The 22,959-nt window shown below is 38.3% G+C and carries 10 protein-coding genes and 1 tRNA gene; 5 read left to right on the top strand and 6 right to left on the bottom strand.

The window, feature by feature from the left end:
* Positions 1–109: 109 nt before the first annotated feature.
* A tRNA-Arg gene (locus AC21OH_RS04365) sits at positions 110–185 on the bottom strand.
* Positions 186–1,099: 914 nt separating this feature from the next.
* On the opposite strand from AC21OH_RS04365, the gene AC21OH_RS04360 reads away from it, so the two are divergent.
* From AC21OH_RS04360 to recD, 3 genes are all read left to right on the top strand, one after another.
* A complete protein-coding gene (locus tag AC21OH_RS04360; protein WP_487370373.1) occupies positions 1,100–5,902 on the top strand; it encodes an exodeoxyribonuclease V subunit gamma in 4,803 nt (1,600 codons plus the stop codon).
* Between the two features lie 101 nt (positions 5,903–6,003).
* Entirely contained in the window at positions 6,004–10,575 is a 4,572-nt protein-coding gene (locus AC21OH_RS04355) for a UvrD-helicase domain-containing protein (protein WP_487370393.1), read from the top strand.
* A 151-nt stretch (positions 10,576–10,726) separates the two neighbouring features.
* Positions 10,727–13,222 carry an exodeoxyribonuclease V subunit alpha gene (gene recD / locus AC21OH_RS04350; RefSeq protein WP_491140148.1) on the top strand — a complete coding sequence of 832 codons (2,496 nt, stop codon included), beginning with the start codon at positions 10,727–10,729 and terminating at the stop codon, positions 13,220–13,222.
* Positions 13,223–13,393: 171 nt separating this feature from the next.
* Here recD and AC21OH_RS04345 read toward each other — a convergent pair whose 3' ends face one another.
* Together AC21OH_RS04345 and AC21OH_RS04340 are read right to left on the bottom strand one after the other, a co-directional pair.
* Complete coding sequence (locus AC21OH_RS04345) at positions 13,394–13,960, bottom strand: hypoxanthine-guanine phosphoribosyltransferase (protein ID WP_487370375.1); 567 nt, start codon at positions 13,958–13,960, stop codon at positions 13,394–13,396.
* 108 nt (positions 13,961–14,068) lie between these two features.
* A complete protein-coding gene (locus AC21OH_RS04340) occupies positions 14,069–14,734 on the bottom strand; it encodes a hypothetical protein (protein WP_487370376.1) in 666 nt (221 codons plus the stop codon).
* A 313-nt stretch (positions 14,735–15,047) separates the two neighbouring features.
* Here AC21OH_RS04340 and AC21OH_RS04335 point away from each other — a divergent pair, with 313 nt between their 5' ends.
* Together AC21OH_RS04335 and AC21OH_RS04330 are read left to right on the top strand one after the other, a co-directional pair.
* On the top strand, positions 15,048–16,895 hold the full coding sequence (locus AC21OH_RS04335; protein WP_487370377.1) for a hypothetical protein: 1,848 nt from the start codon (positions 15,048–15,050) through the stop codon (positions 16,893–16,895).
* 26 nt (positions 16,896–16,921) lie between these two features.
* Positions 16,922–18,607 carry a hypothetical protein gene (locus AC21OH_RS04330; RefSeq protein WP_487370378.1) on the top strand — a complete coding sequence of 562 codons (1,686 nt, stop codon included), beginning with the start codon at positions 16,922–16,924 and terminating at the stop codon, positions 18,605–18,607.
* 105 nt (positions 18,608–18,712) lie between these two features.
* On the opposite strand, the gene AC21OH_RS04325 is transcribed toward AC21OH_RS04330, so the two are convergent.
* The 3 genes from AC21OH_RS04325 to AC21OH_RS04315 form a co-directional block, all read right to left on the bottom strand.
* Positions 18,713–20,476 carry a DUF3482 domain-containing protein gene (locus AC21OH_RS04325; RefSeq protein WP_487370379.1) on the bottom strand — a complete coding sequence of 588 codons (1,764 nt, stop codon included), beginning with the start codon at positions 20,474–20,476 and terminating at the stop codon, positions 18,713–18,715.
* Between the two features lie 69 nt (positions 20,477–20,545).
* Positions 20,546–21,907, bottom strand: coding sequence for a DUF2868 domain-containing protein (locus AC21OH_RS04320; RefSeq protein ID WP_487370380.1), 1,362 nt, complete (start codon positions 21,905–21,907; stop codon positions 20,546–20,548).
* Between the two features lie 78 nt (positions 21,908–21,985).
* Positions 21,986–22,744 carry a GNAT family N-acetyltransferase gene (locus AC21OH_RS04315; protein ID WP_487370381.1) on the bottom strand — a complete coding sequence of 253 codons (759 nt, stop codon included), beginning with the start codon at positions 22,742–22,744 and terminating at the stop codon, positions 21,986–21,988.
* Positions 22,745–22,959 lie beyond the last annotated feature (215 nt).

The raw sequence follows: 22,959 nt of genomic DNA, 5'->3' as shown, positions 1-22,959 counted from the left end.
ATTATAAAAGAACTAATCATAATTTATTGAAAGATAGGGTAATGAATGGTCTAAGTTCAAAATTGATAAATAAACCTTTTAAAATACTAAATTGTCTAAGTATATAAAGTGGTGTGCTTACAGGGACTCGAACCCCGATCGATCGCTTAGGAGGCGACTGCTCTATCCTGTTGAGCTATAAGCACCAAAGAAACAATTAATTTATACTTTTTTAAAGTGTGAGCTGTTAATTTGTGTTCTAAATTTTACCTGCTGACGGTATTTACGGCAAGTTTTGCTATTTAAACTAATCTTATCATCACCATTATAGGCAGTTCTATCAGTAAATCACCCTCGATGAAACTCATTAAATTTAATAGCATTAATATTGATAACGTCAATGGGCAATGGGTGGGACGTTTGCCTATTATTTAGCCACAATATACCAATGACTATTATAAGAAGTAGAATAAGCGCAGCACTTATTACTAATAAATAAAAATAAATAGACTTTTTCGTGTTTGCCATAAGGTTTATTCACTAAAGATTGCGGATCAATCAAGTTTTAGGGTCTGTTGAACATTCAAATGTTAAACTGACGGCGGTTATTTTTTAGGCAATATGCAGGGAAGTTTTAGACACTTAGTTATTCTAAGTTAGAACTCCTAATTATTGAAAGTCACAATATATTGACAAAAAATAGACCCGCCCCTGAGAACGTATTAAGCAAAGCAATGCTTAACCTTGAGCATAGCTCTCGTCTTGTGCTCGGACAAAGCAATGCTTTGCTATATCCTCGCTCACGTTCGCAAGGCGAGAGCTGTGCTCGAGTGAGGCTGATGCTAAAATTGCCCCAAACGTTGTTGTAAACCTAGTTAAGGTCCAATACGCTTCGGGCATTATCGTCGGTTTACGCTTTGTTTAGAACACAGTTTTGATTGTTTGGTAGCTATTAGCAGTCCTAATATTTGAATGTTCAACAGACCCTAAATACAATTAAATTTATCAGATGCTAACTATACGACATTTATTGACGCATTATTTAAAATTTAGCTCATATATGCTTAATTATTAGGTATGCTACAACAAGTTAGGCCAAAATAAAAAAGAAAAACAACTTATGTTCAAAATCATCCAATCTCACCGCACTGAAAATCTGGTAGAGCGTCTGCTCGAAGAATATCAGTCACAGCAGCAGTCTATTTTTGATCCGTATGTGGTTATTGTACCCTCAATGGTATTAGGTGATTGGCTTGATAAAACCATAGCCAGTCGAGCAGGGATTAGTACGTTGGTAATGACTAAGTTTTGGGGTCAATATCAGTGGACGCTGATGCAAGAGGTATTAAGTTGTCATAATTCATATCTGCTGAGTCAAGATTCAGAAGCAAAAACCTTAAATGTACCCGAAGTTGCGGTACTTTCACCCACAGTGATGCAATGGCGCATCTTTGGCTATCTAACTTATTATTTGCCGCTTATTCTTCGTGATAACAAACACCCTTTAAATGCCATTGTGGATGCTTTAATTGAAACCAACATTAGAACTGATACTGAAGATGACACACAAGCGCAGTCAGATGTGAATGGTGAAGCGAGGATTCAAGTTACACAATCTAGCATCTCTAAATCCTCTTCTTTAACCTCTTCTGCTAAGTCTCAACAAGATTCAAGACTGTGGCAGCTGGCGAATGATTTGGCGCGGGTATTTAATCGCTATCTGACCCATAGAGAAGATTGGTTACAGCAGTGGTCGTTTAATAAAAAGCTTGATGTAGAACAGATGATAGCTGAAAAGGATGCCTTGTCGCTGCATTTTGATGAATATTCGCGTGGGACACCTTATTGGCTGGTCGATCATTATGCAGAGCTTGAAGAGGCGCAGCGGTTTTTGTGGTTTAATCTTTTCGCTGATGTACACCAATACCGAGTGGCCTTAGAAAAGCAATTTTGGAAGGCGCTAGAGTCAAATAATGCAGGCGAGCGGGATAAGCTGCCAAAACAGCTGCGTATATTCACCATACAACAACTGCCGCAAACTGAGCTTGATTTTTTACAGCAGTTGTCACTTTATATGGACATTACATTACTGCATTACAATCCTTCACAGCTGTTCTGGGCAGATATTGTCGATAAGTCTTGGTTGCAGCGTCAACAAATCATCAATCCTGAGAGTGTGTTTCTTCGGGATTATGGTCATAGTTTATTATCTCGCTTAGGCAAGCAGTCTCGCGATACGTTTGCTATGCTTGCAAATTTATCAGGTAATGAGCAGTTTGAAGATGCTGTGGTTGATTGGCATGATGATTTTAATGACGACTTTAGCACAAGTTATATGACTCATGATAACGTTGAATTTAAGGATAGTTTAGATGATATAGATGAGACTAGAGTTGTTAATTCAGATGACGCTCAGCATAGTTTTAAATTAGATAACGAGCCAAGTCTTCTACGCCGATTGCAACATGATGTGTTGATGCTTGATGAACGCGGAACTCAGCAAGCTGCCGCAGTTACTGTCTCAAAGTCTATTAGTCAGCAAATCGGACAAGACAATGACTCAGTTATAACCCAATCTACAGACGATTCAAACTCATCTAATCAAACCCCTTGGCATGAAGAAGAGGCCTTAAAGAACAAACGATTTTCAAAGCATCGACAATGGAATTTTGCTCAAGATAACAGTTTATCTATTCATTCATGTCATAGTCTACAGCGCCAGCTTGAAGTCTTACGCATTATGATTGGACGCTGGCTTAATGAACCTACCAAACCCGATGAGAAAATACGTCACATCTCTGATATCGTTGTTTTATTACCCGATGTAGAGCGCCATCATGCTCTTATTAGCTCCATTTTTGTCAGTGGTAAAGGACAAGATGGGTTAACCTTGCCCGCAAAAGTGACCGGTGTCGTAGATGCCTCTATTCGTCAGTTGTGGGAAGCCGTTATTGGCTTTTATAAACTTCTTGGTAGTGACAGTGCTCGCTTCGAGGCCGCTGAAGTACTGGATTGGCTAATGTTGCCACCATTATTTGAAAACTTTGGGCTGACTCATGATCAGATGAGTCGGGGTTGTGATTTACTGGTTGAGGCTGGATTTATACGTGGTTTTGATGAGCGTCATCTTCAGCAAACGTTAGATAATAAAGATTTCGATTATCGATCTACCTTCGCTTGGGCGTTGGATCGATTGAGCTTAGGTTTACTTATGCCAGAAGCTGAAATTACCGACTGTTTATACCCTATTGAAGAAAATCAATGGCCATGCTCTGCCATTGCAGAAAAAAGCTTGCCCCTGCCTCAAGTTAGTCTTAATGATGCGCCTATTATCGAAGCTTTATGCCTTATCTTTATAGGGCTAAATGAGCGCCGTTATGAATATAAAGTTAAGTTCAAAGCAGAAGAGTGGTTGTCTCAAATTGAAACCAATGTGATACATCGCTACTTTGAAAAAGTCGATCAGACTCGAAGTATGCGCGCCATATATAATGCCATGAATGGGTTTAAATCCAGCCTACGTGCCAACCGTCATTATCAGCAATACGCATCAGCAACGGCTGACACCGATACCATTACCAATGATACGGGTGCAGATTTAAATGATAAAGAGTTGGAATCCAAACTTGCTAAGGTTGAAAAGCTCCCATTAAAGCTAAGCTTTATGCTCGACAGTATCGAGGCTGAGCTTGAGAGTCAACAAGTTAGTGCTGAGCCAACTGGCGTCATTACCTTTGGTCGCTTTGGCGCACTCAGAAACGTACCCTTTGAGCTGGTCGTCATGCTCAATATGAATCTGTCAGAATTTCCGAATCGAGATCGTGATAATCGATATGATTTGATGAAAGCAACTATTGCGCGCCGCGGCGATAGGGTCAGTGAAGATGACGATAATGGTGCATTTTTAGATGCGCTGCTATGTGCGCGAAATGGATGTTGGATATTTTATAACGGACAAAGTCTAACTGATACGCATGAGCATCTACCAGCCAATCCAGTAAGCGAGTTATTACAGTTTTTACAAGGAGAGGTGCAGTGGCAGGTAAATTCGTTGCAAGAATTACCCGAACAAGTTGATGCGACAGCTGAAAGTTTGAAGCAATCGCTACCACGGTTAGTAAAACAGTGGTTAGTAACTGAGCATCCTGCCTTGCCTTTTCATCACAGTTTATTTCAAGAAGAGACTGATTCAGAAGGCTATGATAGTGAAGGTCAGTCAGCATTTGATAGGAAAGTCATTCAATACGTCCAGACTGACCTTTTCCAAGCTTCAAATAATGACGCTGTAAAAACTAAAGAAGCAATAGAGCAAGATTTGGATCAAATATTAAATCATGCAATGGCTAAAACTAAACTTGAACAAAAAAAGCAGTTTCCACCTGCACCTATATGGCAGGCAGTGTTTGATACGTTAAATTCGCGTAATTCGGTTAAATCTTTGCAGCGGGTTAAGTTGATTACTGAAAAAGAATACAAAGTTATTGCTGAACTATTGGGAAATCATAGCGGTCAGCTTGGTAAGCTTGATAATCAGGTTTTATCTGCATTAATGAATATGTTTAATTTAGCTGGCAATACCTATTTAGAAAAAGCCAATTTAGAAAAAGCCAGTTTAAAAAAAGACAACTTAGAAAAGCAAAGCCTAGCAACGTTATTATTTAATATTACAGAGATTGATATTGAATCTGACCTTATATATCAGGTCCGCCATCCCGCAAAAGCCTTTTTACGTCATCAAAAAGTGCATGTACTTCGAGGGGAAGAATCATTGGCGGCGCAGGAACCATTATTTTTAGACCATTTATCCGCATATAAAATCAAAGAACAATTAATTCTTAATTTATCAAGAATGGAATTTGAGCCATCTCATGACTTAGAAACAAAGTCCGTAGCACAGCAAGTCTTGATCTTTCAAAATATAATGCCAGCTGGCGTCGCACGTCAAACCACAATACCTAATGAAGTTCAACATCTTAATCAGCAATGTTTGCAATTTAGACATCAGATTGAAGACTATTGCGCTAAACAACATATAGAACTTGATTATGTCGCTGATGAGTCTGAGCTCATTTCTGACACTAGTCATTCAAATAATAATAATAGGTCAAATATTATATCTAATCTTATAGCACCTACGGCTGAACACCCTGTTCGCATTGAATTGAGTTCTATCATGAATCAATTGACCGATAATCAACTGAAGAATAATGTAGAAAATTGGAGACAGTGGTTACCTGATGTTATCAAGATAAAAGGGTTGGTACCTTTTAAATTAAACTTAGAGTCCTTATCAGAAACTAATCAAGAATTAACAAGGTCAAAATCTGGATACAAGCAGTCCGGTCTGAGTTATGCGCAGCAATCACCAAAACAGTGGCTTAATATATTACCTAACTCCGCAAGTCCCCGCCATCTGTTAAAGTTTTGGTTATCACATCTGTATTGGCAAGTGGCTAGGCAGACAACGGTGAATCAAGTGGCATCAAATGATGGTATAAGTATTTGGCGCTTTAATAAAAGCAGCTCAAAGTTAGACGCTTATAAGTCTTGTACAACCTTTATGCTAAAGCCCGTACCCTATGAACAAGCAGTTGCAGAGCTAATAAAGTGGTCTATCTTCGGTAAGCTTGCCAGTGTTATGCCTATGACACTTTTACCAGAGTATGCCTTGCTATACTTAGAAAAGTATCAAAAGGCTATTGATAAAGATCAAGGCAATTATTGGCCCAATCGTTCAGATTTTGCGGAATGGCTATCCCCTAATTATGGCAATGACACAATATATGACACCTGTTCGCAGCATCCAATATGGCAATATTTACTTCGAGATCAGGATGTTTTCAAAGCTTTAACGGCATCGTTGAATCAATTATCTAAGTCATTATACGAACCAATGTATAGCCGATTAGAGGGTCTAGAATGAGCGAAGATCGTAGTTTATCAGATCCCCAAACCACTACCCACACTCTAGATAACGTGAGTAATTCAAACTCGAACTCGATAGATATTGATTCTAAAATCGAAATGGTTCCTGCTGTTGAAGTGGCATTATCAGGTCAGCATTTAATAGAAGCTTCAGCAGGTACGGGCAAAACGTGGACGCTAACTGGTATTGTTCTGCGTTTACTTATTGAAGCTCGGCGTGCCCCAGAGCAAATAATCGCCACCACGTTTACGCGTGCTGCAGCAGCTGAAATGAGACAACGTATACATGATCGTCTTGTAGACTTTTATCAGTTGTTGCAATGGATAAAGGGATTAAGTGCTAATAAGGATAACCTAGCAAATTTATATCCAGATATTCTGCAGATCGTTCCCCAAAGCTCAGATGGTTCTCATAAAGGCTCTAAAGATAATACTAAAAAACGTGGTAATAATACTAATATAAATAATCTATCAAAAAATGGCGCATCAAATAACGACTTATCAACAATCAAAACATTCAACAAAACAACCAAAAACGATGCTGCCTATAATGATGAAAATTCACAGAAACAATTAAAATTACAAGCTCAAAAACATCGAACGGACTGGTTGATAAATCAAGCATCATCAGCTCGTCTAGATTCAATCATGCAAGATCCGATTAACCTTCATTTGATTAGTTATCTATTAGACAATACTAAAACGTACTCCTTAACTGAGGCAATAAAACGTACAGCATTAGTACTAACCACTTTGGATCAGCTGTTCGTAGGTACATTAGACAGCCTTGCGCAAAAGTGGTTGTCTGAATACAGTAGCGAGACTGGTCATCAGCAGAATATGTCAATTATAGAAGACGCCAGGATTGAGCAGGTAACTGACAGCATTATTCACGATGAGCTGCGTAAGTTTCAAAGTATGCTATATCATGAGCAGCCTAAGATGTATATGCTGATGGCTCAAAAAGGCGCTTTGACAGATGTGGATAGTCATAAGAAATACGTGTCACGGTCATTAAACTTCTTCTCTGCACCTATTGATGAGGTGCCTATTGTAGACGGATTCAACTTTCAGATTTTCGAAAGTTTACTAGATAGGTTCGCGCAGCACGATTTAAACGATATCCAACCTTATTTGAATCCTGATTACAGAAAGTCTCAAGGTTTTAATAGTCGCTCAAGCTTACATACGCGATTTGACTCAATACTAGATATACATCAGCAAATTAAGGAACATAAACTAGCTTTTGAAAGCTATTTAAACGAGGATGTTGTTAAATTTTTAAAGTCTTTGATTAATGCAAGATACCCTACAGATGAGGGTAAGATTAAAAACTTTAATAAGAATAAAGAAAAACAGCATCAGCAATTTTATGAGCTTCAAACCATAGACCTATTGATGTCTATTGTTGATATGGTAGAAGGTTTAGATCAGTATATTAATTTTTTACTAGCTAACCTTAATCGTAAAATAATACTTACCGTACGAGAGACTTTACCAATTACGTTAGAAGAGCGCTCAGAGACTACTTTTGGGCTACAGATGGTGAGATTAAATAACGCATTAACGGGGAGGCAAGGTCAAAAATTAGCGCGTTATATTCGTCATCATTATCCTGTGGCTTTAATAGATGAATCGCAAGATATTAATGGCGAACAAGCGACCATGATTGAAAGTATTTATCTGGCAAAACATCAATCAAATAATCAATCAAAAGCAGGCGCCAATAATGAATTCTTACTCTTAGTCGGTGACCCAAAGCAAGCGATATATGGGTTTCGCGGTGGTGATGTTGCCAACTACAATCACATGAAGAATAAATTTGATCATAAGAATATATGGACCCTGGATATTAATCGCCGATCCAATAGCGGCTTGATTGATTCTTTAAATCATTGGTTTGGAATGCCTAAGTCAAACTCTAAAAACAATAAATTGGCTCAGCTGGGTGAGGGTATCTATTATCAGCATATCAAAGCCCATAACACTAAGAGTGAACTGTCTTGGTTTGATTCAAATAAAGTCAATAATGGCTCATTAATTGAGGATGTATTGTCCGCGAAGCCAACCAGTATCATTCATCTGCCATACGATAAAGAAAGTGAGATTGATGAACATGAAACAACAGCACGGCATATCGCTGCTTTATTAAACAGCGGTGAAACCTTAAAAGGAAAGCCAATTCAGCCAAGTGACATTGGCGTGTTAGCAAAAGCCAGAAAAGATTTAAAACGGGTAGAGGATGAGCTCATTAAGCTTAAAGTACCTACTTTAACTACCAGTGATGTGAGTATATTTGAAACGGTGATGGCACAAGATGTGGCTGCCTTACTAAGCGCAATGTTATATCCGTATCGGCATGACATGATTAATAGAGTGTTGACCAGTCATCTATACGGACTGAGCATAAGTCAAGTTCAAGCAATGATGACAGATCACGAATCGGGGGTACCACAGCAGGCTGAGGCAACTTTCAATCATTCACCTATTGGCAATAATGCTTCTAATAAGAACAATAGCGATAAGAATAATGACTATAAAAGCTATCAGGACTTTATTAGCTATCTAAAGCAAGGCGCACTTAATTGGCAGGATTACGGGATTTTATCAGCACTCCATTATTTGTTTGATAAAAGTCCAATTCAACCTCAGGGCGTATGGCAATCGCTTGCAGCCTTACCAGAAGGTGATCGTCACATCATGGATTTGCGTCAGGTTACTGATGTCTTGGCTCAATACGGCGCCGGCATGGGAGAGCATGAGCTGCTAAGTTGGTTTAGGCAAAATATAGAAGCTGCGCCCAGTAGTGATTGGGCGAAGCAGTATCCTCTTCCTACGGACTCTGGGGTTCAGCTTATGACCATTCATAAGTCTAAAGGTCTAGAGTTCCCAATTGTCTATGTGCTGGGTATGGATAAAGCAAGTCGTAAATCAGGTAACAAAGAACAGTATGGACTGTATTTATACAACGCACGACAAGCTGCTTCAAATGCGGCTTCTTCTAGTCAGCCAACTTTGATTCAGCCATCTCTAATTCAAACATCCTCTAATCATCGAAGGTTTTCACCAATAAAAGGCACGTCAACTGATGACAGCTATTATACTGATATCGAAACCCAAGAAGGATTCGATGAGTTCAGAAGGTTAGGCTATGTGGCGTTCACTCGCGCCAGTGAACAGCTTTATATCGTCTTACAAGACCCAAAAGATAAAAAGTATATGGATTTAAAACCTATGTTTTATTGGTTTGATTCAGATGAAGCCAAATTTGAAATACCCGACAGGCTAATTCAACATATTGGCATGATTCGAGCCTCTAATATCTATGCTTATAGCGATGCCGGTACGGTTACGAATTCAGAGTCAGATTTAGTTAAGGCGGGACACAAAAATAGACATAATGTTAGACACAAAGATAAAAGCAACAATACCCAACAAGTAAAATTAGAACAAACTAATGCGCCTATTATTAAACCTATTGAGTATCAGCCTTTTGCAGAAGTTATGCGAAAACAATACTTCTTTGGTTGGGCTAAAACTAGTTTTACCGCGCTGGCACGTCAATTAGATGAATCCACTCAAGCCCTAGCGATAGCTGATGAGCGAATTGACGACGCCACCGAAATCGATATCAGTGCTATAGCGTCTGATCAAACAACTGAACTACTAACAAACGATTCAAATCTACCTGTTATTTCACATGTAGATACCAGTGAAATTAAGCCAGCAGATGATATTCGCTTTAGCTTTGTGCGCGGCGCTAATGCAGGTACTTTTCTGCATGAGGTTTTTGAAAAAATAGATTTTAATGATAATCAATTATGGTCCGCTGTTATAGATAGGGCAGTTAGCAGTTATCAGTTACCGTTGGTCTATACCAGCACTGAGCAGCAGCTGCGCACGTTAAGTTTAGCTCATATCGCTGATACAGATACTAATGTTGCTAACAACATAATTGATAATCCACATCATGCTCATGACCAAAACCAACAAGACTCAATAAATATTGATATTGACGGGGTGCAGCCCGAAGCCTTACAAAATTGGATTGAAGAAGTCTTACATACACCTCTTATGGCGTCAAATCAGCGTTTGGTAGACATTGCACCTAATAGACGCTTTGCAGAAATGAGCTTCAATATGGGACTATCTGAGAACTTCAAAGCACAAGCTATTACCAAAGTGTTTAAACAATATTTGAGTGATGAGCCTGATAAACATGTCAGCTTAATTGCTCAAGTCAATCAAGGTCTATATCGATACTTGAGGGGAGAGATCGACTTGGTCTATGAGCATGAAGGTAAGTTTTATGTTGTCGACTACAAAAGTAACTATCTAGGAAATAGCCTAAGCAATTATTCCCAAAATTCTTTAAAACATGCCATGAGCAAAGCAGGCTATTGGCTTCAAGCTGCTATATATCAAGTCGCTTTGCATCGTTTTTTAACAATAAGAATTAAAGACTACATTGGTAACGAACATAAATATTTAGGTCCAGTAGAGTATGTGTTTTTGCGTGGTACTTACGATCTTAATAATGATCAAAGCTTAGGGTTAGATGCAAATGAGCTAAACAATAGTATTGATGATGGGCGCTACGGTTTGGTAACGTGGGATATACCTATAGAATTTGTTAAAGCCTTAGACCATCTTTTTGGTAAGCCCCAATGAGTCATAATCAATGAGTAATTTTTAATAAGATAATGAGCTTATAAAAATAAGTGCATAGTGGAATAAATGTTTTAAAAGATAACGTATAAAAGTCTAAGTGTTAGTTTGATAAATTAGTTAAAACAATTTGAAGGTAGGATATAACGTTTACATGCAGAATAAAAAAAATAGCAACACTAATAACAAATTGAATAGCAAAGTGAATAATTCTCAAGTTAGTTGGGCGAGCACTGTGAGCGATTATATTATAATGCGAAGACGGCAAACGTATTCAGCGTATGTTAATGAAGATACGGCAACCTCGCAAACAAGTATTACTACTCAAGCAAGCGTAACTTCACAAGCAGACAGTACTAATGAAACTGATGACATATCACTAAAAGATTATGTAAGTTTAGATTTTGAGCTTGCATTTAATACCCATGACTGGTTATTTAAGTCAATATTTATGACTTTAGTAAAACAACTGGAAGAGGGTCATACTGTCTTAATATTAAAGGCGTATGATCGTGAGCCTCCAATTCAGGGTTTAGTTGGACAAGAAACTGTAAGTCTTTATCAGTGGCAAATTAAACTATTAGATATATTAGCGGGACCCTTATATGATATTGTAGATAGCTCAATAATAGCCTCGAATAAGACGTTCAGTATTCAACAAAGTCGAGATAGCGCTCCTATTTATAACTTGATTGATACGTTGTTGAGTAGGGGGACTCAATTATGGCTTCAATCTAATTTATCTAAAAGTGAAAAAGCTAATCTGGTTGAACGGTTCACACTTATTAAACACAATTACGAGTTAATGCAACAGCTTAATTATATTGACGGCCGTTTGATTACATCTTTAGATAGTTTAAAAAACTTTCAACACATCGTTGCTAGACAACCCTTATTCTCGTTTAATACGACTTCATTAGACAGTATGAAGAATAACAAAACGAATAAAATAAAAAATAGCCTAAGCAAAAATTCATATCAATCATTCGAAAATACTGCAAATCAAACACCAATTATATATCAATCCCTACAATTAAATTCAGCTAAACCTACCGAATACACTTTGATTTTTTGGCTGCATAGAACTTGGCAAGCAGAGTACAATCTGGCCAACAACATTATCAATATTTTGAACAAGCCTGTAACACCGTTACCGATACAAATACCAGATAATTTAAATTTAGAACAAGTGGCAGCAGTACAAGTTGCCAATAAAAACGCTTTTAGCATTATTACCGGCGGCCCTGGCACAGGTAAGACCTATACCGTTGCACAGCTGGTTATAGCCCTACAACAAGCACAAGATATGCAGGAGAGTTCTAAATCAGCAGAGCAGTCGCCTACAATTAGATTTAGTACAGATAATGCAGGGTTGGCTTTAGCAGCACCTACGGGTAAGGCGGCACAGCGAATGCAAGAATCCTTACAAGCCGCTTTAAATCACGCTAATGTTGAGGTGCAGCTGCAAGAAGCCAAAACTATCCATAGACTACTAGGAATAGGCCGTGATGGAAGGCCAAGATATCATGCCAATAATCCTTTGGGTGAGGATATTATAATAGTTGATGAGGCGTCTATGCTTGGGGTAGAGCTTGCCAACTATTTAGTAAGCGCAGTAAAACCTGAAGCCAGACTCATTCTATTAGGCGATGATAACCAGTTAGCAGCAGTTGATGCGGGCGCTGTGCTAGCCGATCTATGTCATATACCTATGCTAAGTCAGATTCATGTTCAGCTGCAAGACAGTAAAAGATTTGATTCTGAGTCTGGTATAGGTAAGCTTGCCGCTCAAATTAATAATCCATCGACTGACGTTCATCAAGTATGGCAACTGATAGACAGTGATCCATCTTTAAGTTTTCAATCGGTTATTTTCAATAATAGTTCTTCAAGTACTAGTTCTTCAAGTAATAGTCCTTCAATAGCATCGAAGCAGCAAAACTCCAAACAGACTACGCAAGAGTATAATAAAGATGAAACAAATAGCCTAAGCAATAAAAAACATTTAGTGTCGCTTTCTAATCAATATAAAGAATATTTATTAAAAATCGAAAAATTACAAAACACACCTATCGAAAAATCCATACCCATAGAGGTCACTTCGACTATCTCTGAACTAATGACAGCGTTTAATAGATTCCGAATACTGAGTGCAGGTCATCATGGTGATTGGGGAGATGACAATATTAATGCCTATCTTACGAATTGGCATATCACAAGTTTAAAGCTACCTCTTGGTAATAGTCGTTGGTATCACGGTCGTCCAATAATGGTATTGCAAAATAATTATGAATTGGGATTGTTTAATGGAGATATAGGGATTTGTCTGTTAACTGAGGGGGAGGGTAGTCAATTAGAGGTTTTCTTTGAAAACAAGACCCAAGGAATTGCGGTTAATTTACTCAATGAGGATTTGGTTTCTACCGCATATGCGATGACCATACATAAGTCTCAAGGTTCAGAATTTGATCATGTTGCTATTACCTTCGATACAAACCATGCAAGGCTATTGAGCAAAGAATTAATATATACCGCCGTCACTCGTGCCAAAAAACAAGTCACGATATATAGCACTAAGGCAGCTTTTGAAACAGCCATCCAAACCCCAACAGAAAGGCACACTGGATTAGGATTGCAATTTATGACATAAATAGCAATTCCCAAATTGCTTATTAACTCACATGTTAAGTCATTACGTCACAACAAAAAAAGCACCTAAGCATAAAGCTAGGTGCTAATTAATATTCGCATATTACTATTTAAAACTGTTATGTACTCTAATATGTACTAGATACAATTATTTAAAATATTAAAACGCTAACTAAGGTAGTTTTTCTTCTTTAATCGCATAGATACCAGGTAGATGACGTAGGTAACCGTGAAAATCCATGCCACAGCCATAGACATAGCGATCGTCAACATTAAGACCTACAAAGTCCACTTCAAAATCTTTTACTTTGCGATCATGTTGTTTGTTTAATAGGACGCAGCAATCTACTGAAGCAGGTTTTTCCTTTTCAAGCTCTTCTACAATAGCTTTTAAAGTAATACCTTCATCAAAAATATCATCAACTAATAATACATGCTCGTCAGTAATATCAACATCTGGTTTGAATTGCCATGATAATTCATTGGTACCTTCGTTGTCACGATAGCGCGTCGCATGAATATAATGCATGCGATGATAAAAAGTTAAATGAGTTAACAACTGACCAGCTGGGATTAATCCACCATTCATCACGACCATAACGATGGGATTCAAACCTGCATAATGAAGGTTTAGCTGGGCTGCTAAACGCTCATAGGCGGCAGCAACTTCGATGCTACTTATCAAACATTCTGAATTACGAAGGGTTTGTTCTATCTCTTGATTGCTAATCTGGGTCATAGTAGATATACACGTAGTTATAAAAGGATGTATTTTAACAGGAATAAGCCACTCGGGCTAATCCTGTTAAACTAAGACATAAAATTTAGATTTATAACTTAGACGATCCTAATCCTTATCAACAATAAAAGTGCGATAGAAGTTAACGAGTCTATTCAGTGCATCATTAGGTAGCTCTGGCAGAAGCTTATTAATAGCAATATCTAATGCTTTGTTAATACCTGCTCTTGCAACAGGAACTGCTTTGCGTTTAAACATACCTAAAGGTAGCGTCTCTGAAAAACGTACTATGAAATGATCGACAACAGCATGGTTCATTGCGGTTAATGCGGATTTGAGCTTATGTTTGTCAACAGAATCTTCTGTAACTGAATCAAAACCATCCATAATCGTCTTAGCTCTATCTTCATCGAGCAGAAATCCAATACGGCGAACACCTGCATTATCTTCAAAAACGGTCTCTTCTTCCAAATAGCGCATATTGACCATGACTTGTTCATTAGTATCTTTACCAAGCAAGATATTGAGCATGGTTTCAGTCGCACTCTCGATTTTAGTAACGATATTTTTCATTTTTGCTTTTCGTTCTTCATCTGGTATGACATTAATTAGATTCACCAATAGATTTTCAATAATCTCATAACCTATCTGCTGTGAGATATCATTACGTATAGGGTAGTATGGTTCAGTGCTACCTGACTCAACTTTTTGATATGCTTCATCGATCATATTAGAAAGTTTATCAGTTGGTTCAAATCCAAAATAGTGAGCCATTTTAAGTCCTTTTAAATTAAATAAGAATAGTTAAAGAAACATTTATGAATTTTTCATAATTAGTTAAATGTAACTTAATGTAGTCAAATATTGTGCTAATATAACTTAACTATTTTTAGGTTACACATAATTACGATAGATGATTAGGTCATCAATTCGTAATAGTACCCTAAAATTAAAACTTTGTGTTGTTAAACAATTGTTGTTTATTAGATTTATTGACATTTCAATACGACGTATTTGATTAACATATAAGTATGTTCGTTACTATGTCATTCATAGCATCAATTCTTGTTAGGATTTTCTAAATATTATGAAAAATCGTCCATTCATGTCTAACCATTTCTTACCGTCTGCAAACCTTCTCATTCTACCCTTTATTGGTGTAAGTTTATTGTTAGCAGGCTGTCAAACCAGTTATCAACCCCATACTACTAATGATTATATTTTAGATCAGCCTCTAACGAGCACCGCTGAATATAAACGCGAACTTATAAATACCTATGCAAGCTATGAGTCTCAGTTCGAAAATAACCCAAACAACAATCCTGATATAAGTGCACAAGATAAGTTAGTTAAGGCAGTGCAAAGGCAGCTTTATAGTCCTCATGTTTCAGTATCACTAACCAGAATGCATGACAGTCCCTATATCAAAAAGGGAAGTGTTGATGAGAACTCTGATAGTATTTATTTAACGCTTATGGAATACGTTGTTGATTTTGCGGAAGATTATTCAAGTTCATCAGACTACGATGATTACGATGATTACGATGAGCATGATGAATACAATGAGTATAACTATGAAGTGCCGCAAGCCGTAGAAGATGTTAATAGTGTGCTAGTAGCCGATGAACAATACCATATCGAAGATGCGTACTATGATGCGTACTATGAGGAGTACGATGAAAATGTCGATGAGGGTCTTAACGAAGAAGTGTACTATGAAGGAGACTATAATGAAGGTGACTATAATGAGGGCGACTATGATGAGTATTACTGCGATGAAGATGAGTATAGTGATTGTGAATATAGTGAAGACGAATATGAGGTAGAGGAAAATTCGGAGCTTAAAGAAATTGTAGATATGCTATATAAATATTATCAGCGTACACCTGCTCAATTAGAAGCTGCGAATTATTACATTAATAAAAACACCTTATTAAGTCGTGTCACCGCTTTTAATCCTAATAATCGGACTGTCAATACCGTCTATAGCTACGATTTTGTATCACCTACCTCAGCTTATTCAATACAGCTTCCCGCTGCGCTTGATTTTAATCATGCTAAATTAACGGTCGATCCAAGTGCATTTTTTGGATTAATGGCGCTTATATCGCCCGAGAACACACCGCTTCCTGGAGAGCTTGAAGCTGCAACTATCGCATTCAAACTGCCTAATGAGATCAGTCAAAAAATACCCCCAACAGTCATATATGATGCTTTTATAGCCGCTGTAGCGCATAGTTTGACTGAGCTTGAAGCGAGCAGCTTTACGCCATTAGATATTTCGAATGATGAATACGCTAAAAATTTAGGAGCTAGATCTGCTGTTAAGCTTAACCTCAATAGTCATCAAAGTGGAAAGCTAATTGGCTTTGTTGTTAAACATATGGGCAACCAGTTAAAAGAATATGTAGATTTACATCCTGAACTTTACTCAGATTATGATATTTTCAATGTGACAATCAACAAATGGCAGGATATGAATACTAAATTTCATACTTCTGATTTAGGTTCCTTCTTTCAGCTTATTGAAGCTGTCGCGCCGTTCAGTTTTAACCAAAATAATTATTACTATCTTGATGCCAAAGGCAGCTTATTAGGGTCGCAAACTGCGATTTCAATGAGTGGGGATATCCTCGGAGCCAATACAACAATTTTAGAACAAACAACCTATAACAAAAGACAATTTAATTCGCACCCTCTTAATAGCTTGTATCAAGAATCATTCGGTACTCCCTTCGAAAATACACTACCTAATAGTGTCGATGGTAATGCTTGGTTCTCTAAAATAACTGATCGCAATAAAAAACTACGTGAAGCAAATTTGGCACGCTATGAGTATTCAATAGACGACTCAGAATACGCATCTGATACTGATGACTATACGCCTTCAGTGACTATCGAAGATGCCGGAAACGTAAACGATTATTTTAATTAATAGCTATGAAAAATTTAAGGTCAGCGATGAAAACTCAATCTAATAAAACCAATCTATCTACGGGTACCAAAACGGGTACAAAACTGGCATCCTTGTCTATTCTAATACCCCTAAGCATGACTGCATGTCAAACTGTGCCAAATAGTAACACTGCACACTTAACTCAATCGGGAAGCATGCCTGCACAGCATCAATCTCAATTAGCTAAAACCACGCTTATTGAAGCACTACGTAGCCAGCGAACAAGTAGCTATGCATATCATGTTAACGTTTTAGGATCGAATGATCAAAGAAGAGCAGATTTAGCTAATTCCACGTCGCATCAACTTGCTATGAGTGACAATCCTAATACTCACTGTGAACATGTGCATGATGAAGCCTATGCCGACCTGCTTACTGAATTTGAAGCTGCTGGCATATCAGACAGTGACCCTTCTTATACTGCTCAAGAAGCAGTGATTAAGAATAATTATCTCAGTTGCAGCGCAGCATACGACCAGTGGTACGATGCGCGGACACTTGATGAATACTCTAATGACTCAGATAACTCGTATGAGTATGATGACGATGAGTACGAGTATTCCAGCGAATATAACGAGAACGATGAGTTTTTACCCGGTTATGATGCTTCGCATACTAAACTTGATGCTCGCAAAGCAAATCTGATAGATGCTTATTTATTTAATCCAACGAGCATAACGGCCTCAGGGGTTTATCGACCATTACGAGGTAAAATTAGTATTGCTCCAAACTTTGCTTACAAAAGCCGCAATTTAAGCTTATCAAAAACTGATTTGATTTATATTGATGCTAAAAAAGGTGAGATTTATATTTGGGCGGATACACTCGCATTAATTTTATCTAATTATTTTGATAAAGATCTTGGTTTGGGCATGCAAAACAAATGGTTAAAACTAGATCTTGTTGATGAAAGTTTGTCCGATATCTTTGCTCAAGATTTGATAATGGCTCATATTAAAGCTAAAAATGAAGTTCAAGCTAATTCAAGTCACAATCAATATCGTTTTTTATCCACCAATCAATTACTTAGTGGCACAAACAAACCTGATGATAAACATGCGCCATATCTAAATAGGGCATCAGTAATTATTGAACACAATATTCCTAAGAATAAAATTGAAGAAGATATAGACAACTATTCTGCTATCTTGCATAAAGAGATGACTCAAAAATACCCTCAACTCCTCGAAAATAATACGGATATTAATCCTGATGATCTCTCAACCATAAATAGTTTGGCTATATTCCAAAATTTATTTAGTCTCCTAGGTTTGACTGCCGAGCCTGATACCATAAGTGTCGATGAAACTCAAGAAACTCCACGGTTTGATATTAACCAATCCGTTGATTATGCTGTGCGTGATTCTGATATGTCTAAAGATAAATGGGTGTGGCGTAATGTATATGGGCTAGATAATCAACGACGTATAACGTGGTATTTGGCTCAACGCCAAATGGATGCTTCAACCTATGGTGATGATGATACATTTAAAGACGTCAAACTTGAGGCGTTAACACGGTACTCTAATGTGTCATTGACTGCCCCCATGTTTGAGTCGCTTCCTGATGGTGCTCAAATGCCCAATAATAGCAATACTATTGATGCTAAAACATACTTTTATGATTTGCTAGACAGGTATGATAATGGTGAAGGAACGGTATGGGGTAATATGATATTGGGCGCGTTTTAAATAGGGCAATTCAGTCTAAATCTATTAAAGTTCGTGAAACTAAGGTACGTTTAATTAAGGTACGTTAAATTAAGGTGCGTCTAAGTGCGCGAAATGGCATTAGAGCTAAGCCTTTGGCTGTTTACGCGACTTTTTCAATTTAGACGATAAGGACCATGCCACATCCGCTCTTAGCTCTATCGCATGCTCACTTTTACCACTTGCAAGACTACTCCATTGGGGTTTACCACGTGCTTTTTTAAGCTCACTTGGTAACTTATTTGGATCCCATGGCGGTAGGGTAGTTTCTTGTAGCTCAGTAATTGGGGTACCAGGTTTGGCCGCGTGACCCCGGTGACGCAGTGATGCTAGCAAGTCTAACGAGCGTGTTGCAAGTAAGGTAATGGTTGCGGGGTCAATATATAATCGTTTTACTCCCGTAAGTTTGTCAGCAATACTACTTGTATTTGACAATATACCACCTGCGATACCACCGATAGCTGCACCTAAACCTAACGTAGTACCTAACGCTGCAGCATCTAAGCCTAGTCCTAGCAGTGCACCTGCCGCAGCGCCCGATGTTGTGCGTAGTCCATAACTTTTAAGCAGCTCTGGATCAAAGGGATCTTGCTGATACTCATTGAGTTCAAGTGGTGTGACAACTGAGGTATTGTCGTAGAACTTATATAGGTTCATAAGTTTACTTTGCATTGCCCGCTCTGACTGACGCACCGCTTCTTGCATCTCATTTAATACGGGTAATGGGTCATCTTCATCATCTATTTCGCGCACATAAGCACTGACTTCTATTAAGAAATGCGCAATGATTATGGTGGCCTGTTCATACAATTGATGCCAGTCTTCACGGCGTCTTTCGATAAGTCTGTCCAAAGTTTCAGAATGCGTGAGCATGGTGGCTAAGTTAGACCATAGCGTCATCTCATCTTCAAACTCAAACGCCACCGAATCAAACCGAGTAGATATGTGCAAATTGCGACGTGCCAGCATGGTTTGCCACTCATCGATATTGGCGTCTTGACTGTCAGTAAAGTTAAATACGGGCATCACGGGTATAGCCGACCACGACAATACGGTTAATTCGTCCTTATATTTACCCAGTACAGGCTCTCGAGCGTCAATCACATAGATGGCCATATCACTTGCCAGCAATTGACGGATAACTTTAGCTTCTTGTGAATAGTCATCAAATGAATCAACGACAGTACCAAGTTGTTCATTACTTATGGCAATATCACTGGCCAAAAACTGTTGTAGGCGCTCAATACCATCACGGCGACTGGCAGTATTATCCTCGAGCCAGTCCATGAGCCCTGACGCATCTTCAAGTCCGGGGGTGTCGAATAAAGCAACTAATGCTTCTTCAGTTTTACTGTCGCTTATCACAGCACGTTCAACATGACGCGTTGTGGCTGCTTCATCTTTTACTTCACCAAAATACATATCACGCAGTAGGGTTCGGAGTATTGAGGTCTTACCAGTATTGGTATGACCTACCACGGCTAATTTTAATGCTTCGCCGCCAGCAATTGTTGTTTTTTGAATTAATGTCTCTTGACCTGCTGTAGTTCGATTAGCATCACCAATAGCCCCAGCCTTGACATGGCTTTCGCTCTGCGATAAACCGCCTTGTTTATTGGCGCTAAGCCTAGTAGTTTGATCAGCAGAATGAACGTTATTGGAGTTTAAATGACTGCGTTCGCTATCAGTAACTTGAGATGATGAAGGTTCAAAGGCTTTATCACTAAATAGCCCTACTTTAGGTTTTTGTTCTATCTTGTTAGCAGTACTACTAGTGTCATTATCGTTATTGACGTCGTGATTACCACCGTTATTAGCGTCCATATGACTATTAAGCTTATTATTATTCATTGATCATCCAATCCTAATTAACTTGTTCTAATTGACTTGTTCTAATCAACTAGCACTAATCTATTAGCCCTAATTTACTAGGCCGATATGTCGTTCAGCTAGAGCTGTTTGCCACTGATTATGACGAACAGCGTCTTGAGTGTTGTCTGTCTTTTTAATATCTAAGGCATGATCTTTACTTTTAAGCAATTGAACAATTAAACCTTGCTTTGCAAATTTAGCAATATTATCAAGCTTACGCATCGTGCCGCGGTCGGGCAGGGCATTGGCATGAACCCCTAGCAATACCTGAACATCATTGTTTTCGAGATACTCAACCATGCGGTCCATGTCATCTCTATCATCTAATATACCAAATAGCTCAATATTATCTTGAATAAATTCATTGCCAGCAGCCACATACCAATCCTCCTCATAAGGTGGATATTCTAAAACGGCCACGAGCTTTTTACCCTTAGTCACTGTAGCTACTGGTGCAACGGGTTGAACCTTTTCAACAAAATCATCTTCGTCGACCACTTTGCGTTGCCAAAAGCTTAATATCTTTTGGTAATACGGCCGATTGATATCGAGCTTCATTTTTTTACGTTTAAACATCACAGCGCAAAACGCCCAAGCTATGGCTCTAGGAACAATACCGTACATAAGTAAGCTGCCAATTAATAAACTGGCCCATTGCCGAGCTACCGATAATGGCATGGCTTCGGTCGCCAATCGGCTCTGGACGATAGCTTCAGAATCAGGTACAGCAAAACCGACCATACTCGGTAACCATCCCAGTACACGAGTTAATCCAACGAGCGCTTCATTAGACAACAACGTTGATTCCCAGCTAAAGCTGTATTGACGTACAATAAGCAGAAAAATTATGGCCAGTAACATGCCAGTCAATGTGGCCAGCCATAATTGGTGACTAAAACGGCTTAAGTACCACCGCATACCTGTATGATGGAGCTGTTTATCATACAGCGCTACAGCAGCTTGAGTCGCGTCATCTTTACCTCGAATAAGTGCTTTGGGACTTATAAAGCTTGTAACAATACTGGGTGATTGGCTGCCACGATTTATCACTGTCAGTATTATCCATCCGACTAACATGATGGTATGGAAACCTAACAAGCAGACCAGCACATAAAAAAAGTTAACCACATTGGTTTGTAATAAAGCAAACAAACCTAAAAATCCCGAGATACACCAAAGTATACTCATGATCAATATAATGCCTTTGATGCGACCATCTATTCTACTCAGAATATTAGATAACGCCCCGTTACTATCAACACGCTTAGCACGTCTATGAAGTTTTTCGATAGCTGTGCCTGGTTCATCTTGCATTTTTTCTGTAATCAGCAGCGGGTCTGTCGCAAACACATGATTATTAGTCTCAAGTTCACGAACCAATTCTGTTAGTTGATCTTGTTTAGATAGCATTTGGGGCGTTTCCTACTCTTATTTAACCTTATAGTAGCATTTAACATGCACTGAGAATATGCGCTGAATAACAACCTATTAAATTAAGATATATAGCGTTCCGACTATGCCAATAGCAACGATTAAGAGCAAAATATTAAGTATGAGGTTAGATCCGCTGCCTTCACCCATCTTCGGTAGTGACATCGCCTTACGTTTTGGTGTGGTTAAGCGCATATCGATATGTTCAATACCATCTTCTAAATATGCGCCTGATATAGGCTCAAAACCCAAAGATTGATAGAACTCGACAAGATACGTTTGTGCAGCGATACTAATGGGCTTCTTTTTATATTTGCTGCGGCAATACTTGATAGCACGCGTCATCATTTGACGTGCAAGCCCCGTATCGCGATGTTCTGCCACTACAAGCAAACGGCCTATGCGGCAATCTCCCTCAATATTTGTATGCGGCGTTTGTCGCTGATAAGAATGCATAACCTCGGTGCTATCGTCATACTGGTTGCCATACTGATCATCATATTGGTTGTCATACTGGATGCTATAATCCTCTATAGTATCATCCTCATTACTGACAAACTTATGATCTGTAGCGTAGTCGGTTGCAGTTCTAGGCGAGGATGGCATAGGTGTATTAGGTAGGATAATACGGCAGTATCCGATTAAGGATTGATCCTTATGCGCAACCATATGCAAACAGTCAAAATCAATATCATCAATATCTTGATACACGCATTTTTGTTCTACCACAAATACTTGTGAGCGTGCTTGAAGAATGTAGTACAAATCAACAGCACTTAATTCATCGAATTTTTTGATTGAATAACTTATTGCCATGGTTTAAATCTTAATAAGGTCTGTTTAGAATTCAGGTTTATTATTAGGGTTATTTTTAAGTCTTAATTATAAGCGGTATGTTTTTAAACAGTATAATAGGTCATTATAAACTTAAACACCTTTGGGTTATATATTTTCGCTCTAACGCATTTTATAGTATAGATATAAATAGTATAGATATGAAATGTGTTATTAAGTTTGGTTTCATAGCTAGT

The organism is Psychrobacter sp. CX10, from assembly GCF_057621575.2.
This window is presented reverse-complemented; position numbering and strand designations above follow the sequence as displayed.

Excerpts from the sequence above, each read along its gene's own strand:
- AC21OH_RS04325 (WP_487370379.1), bottom strand. The coding sequence starts at position 20,476 with ATGAATAATAATAAGCTTAATAGTCATATGGACGCTAATAACGGTGGT.
- AC21OH_RS04320 (WP_487370380.1), bottom strand. The coding sequence starts at position 21,907 with ATGCTATCTAAACAAGATCAACTAACAGAATTGGTTCGTGAACTTGAG.
- AC21OH_RS04340 (WP_487370376.1), bottom strand. The coding sequence starts at position 14,734 with ATGGCTCACTATTTTGGATTTGAACCAACTGATAAACTTTCTAATATG.
- recD (WP_491140148.1), top strand. The coding sequence starts at position 10,727 with ATGCAGAATAAAAAAAATAGCAACACTAATAACAAATTGAATAGCAAA.
- AC21OH_RS04355 (WP_487370393.1), top strand. The coding sequence starts at position 6,004 with ATGGTTCCTGCTGTTGAAGTGGCATTATCAGGTCAGCATTTAATAGAA.
- AC21OH_RS04345 (WP_487370375.1), bottom strand. The coding sequence starts at position 13,960 with ATGACCCAGATTAGCAATCAAGAGATAGAACAAACCCTTCGTAATTCA.
- AC21OH_RS04360 (WP_487370373.1), top strand. The coding sequence starts at position 1,100 with ATGTTCAAAATCATCCAATCTCACCGCACTGAAAATCTGGTAGAGCGT.
- AC21OH_RS04315 (WP_487370381.1), bottom strand. The coding sequence starts at position 22,744 with ATGGCAATAAGTTATTCAATCAAAAAATTCGATGAATTAAGTGCTGTT.
- AC21OH_RS04330 (WP_487370378.1), top strand. The coding sequence starts at position 16,922 with ATGAAAACTCAATCTAATAAAACCAATCTATCTACGGGTACCAAAACG.
- AC21OH_RS04335 (WP_487370377.1), top strand. The coding sequence starts at position 15,048 with ATGAAAAATCGTCCATTCATGTCTAACCATTTCTTACCGTCTGCAAAC.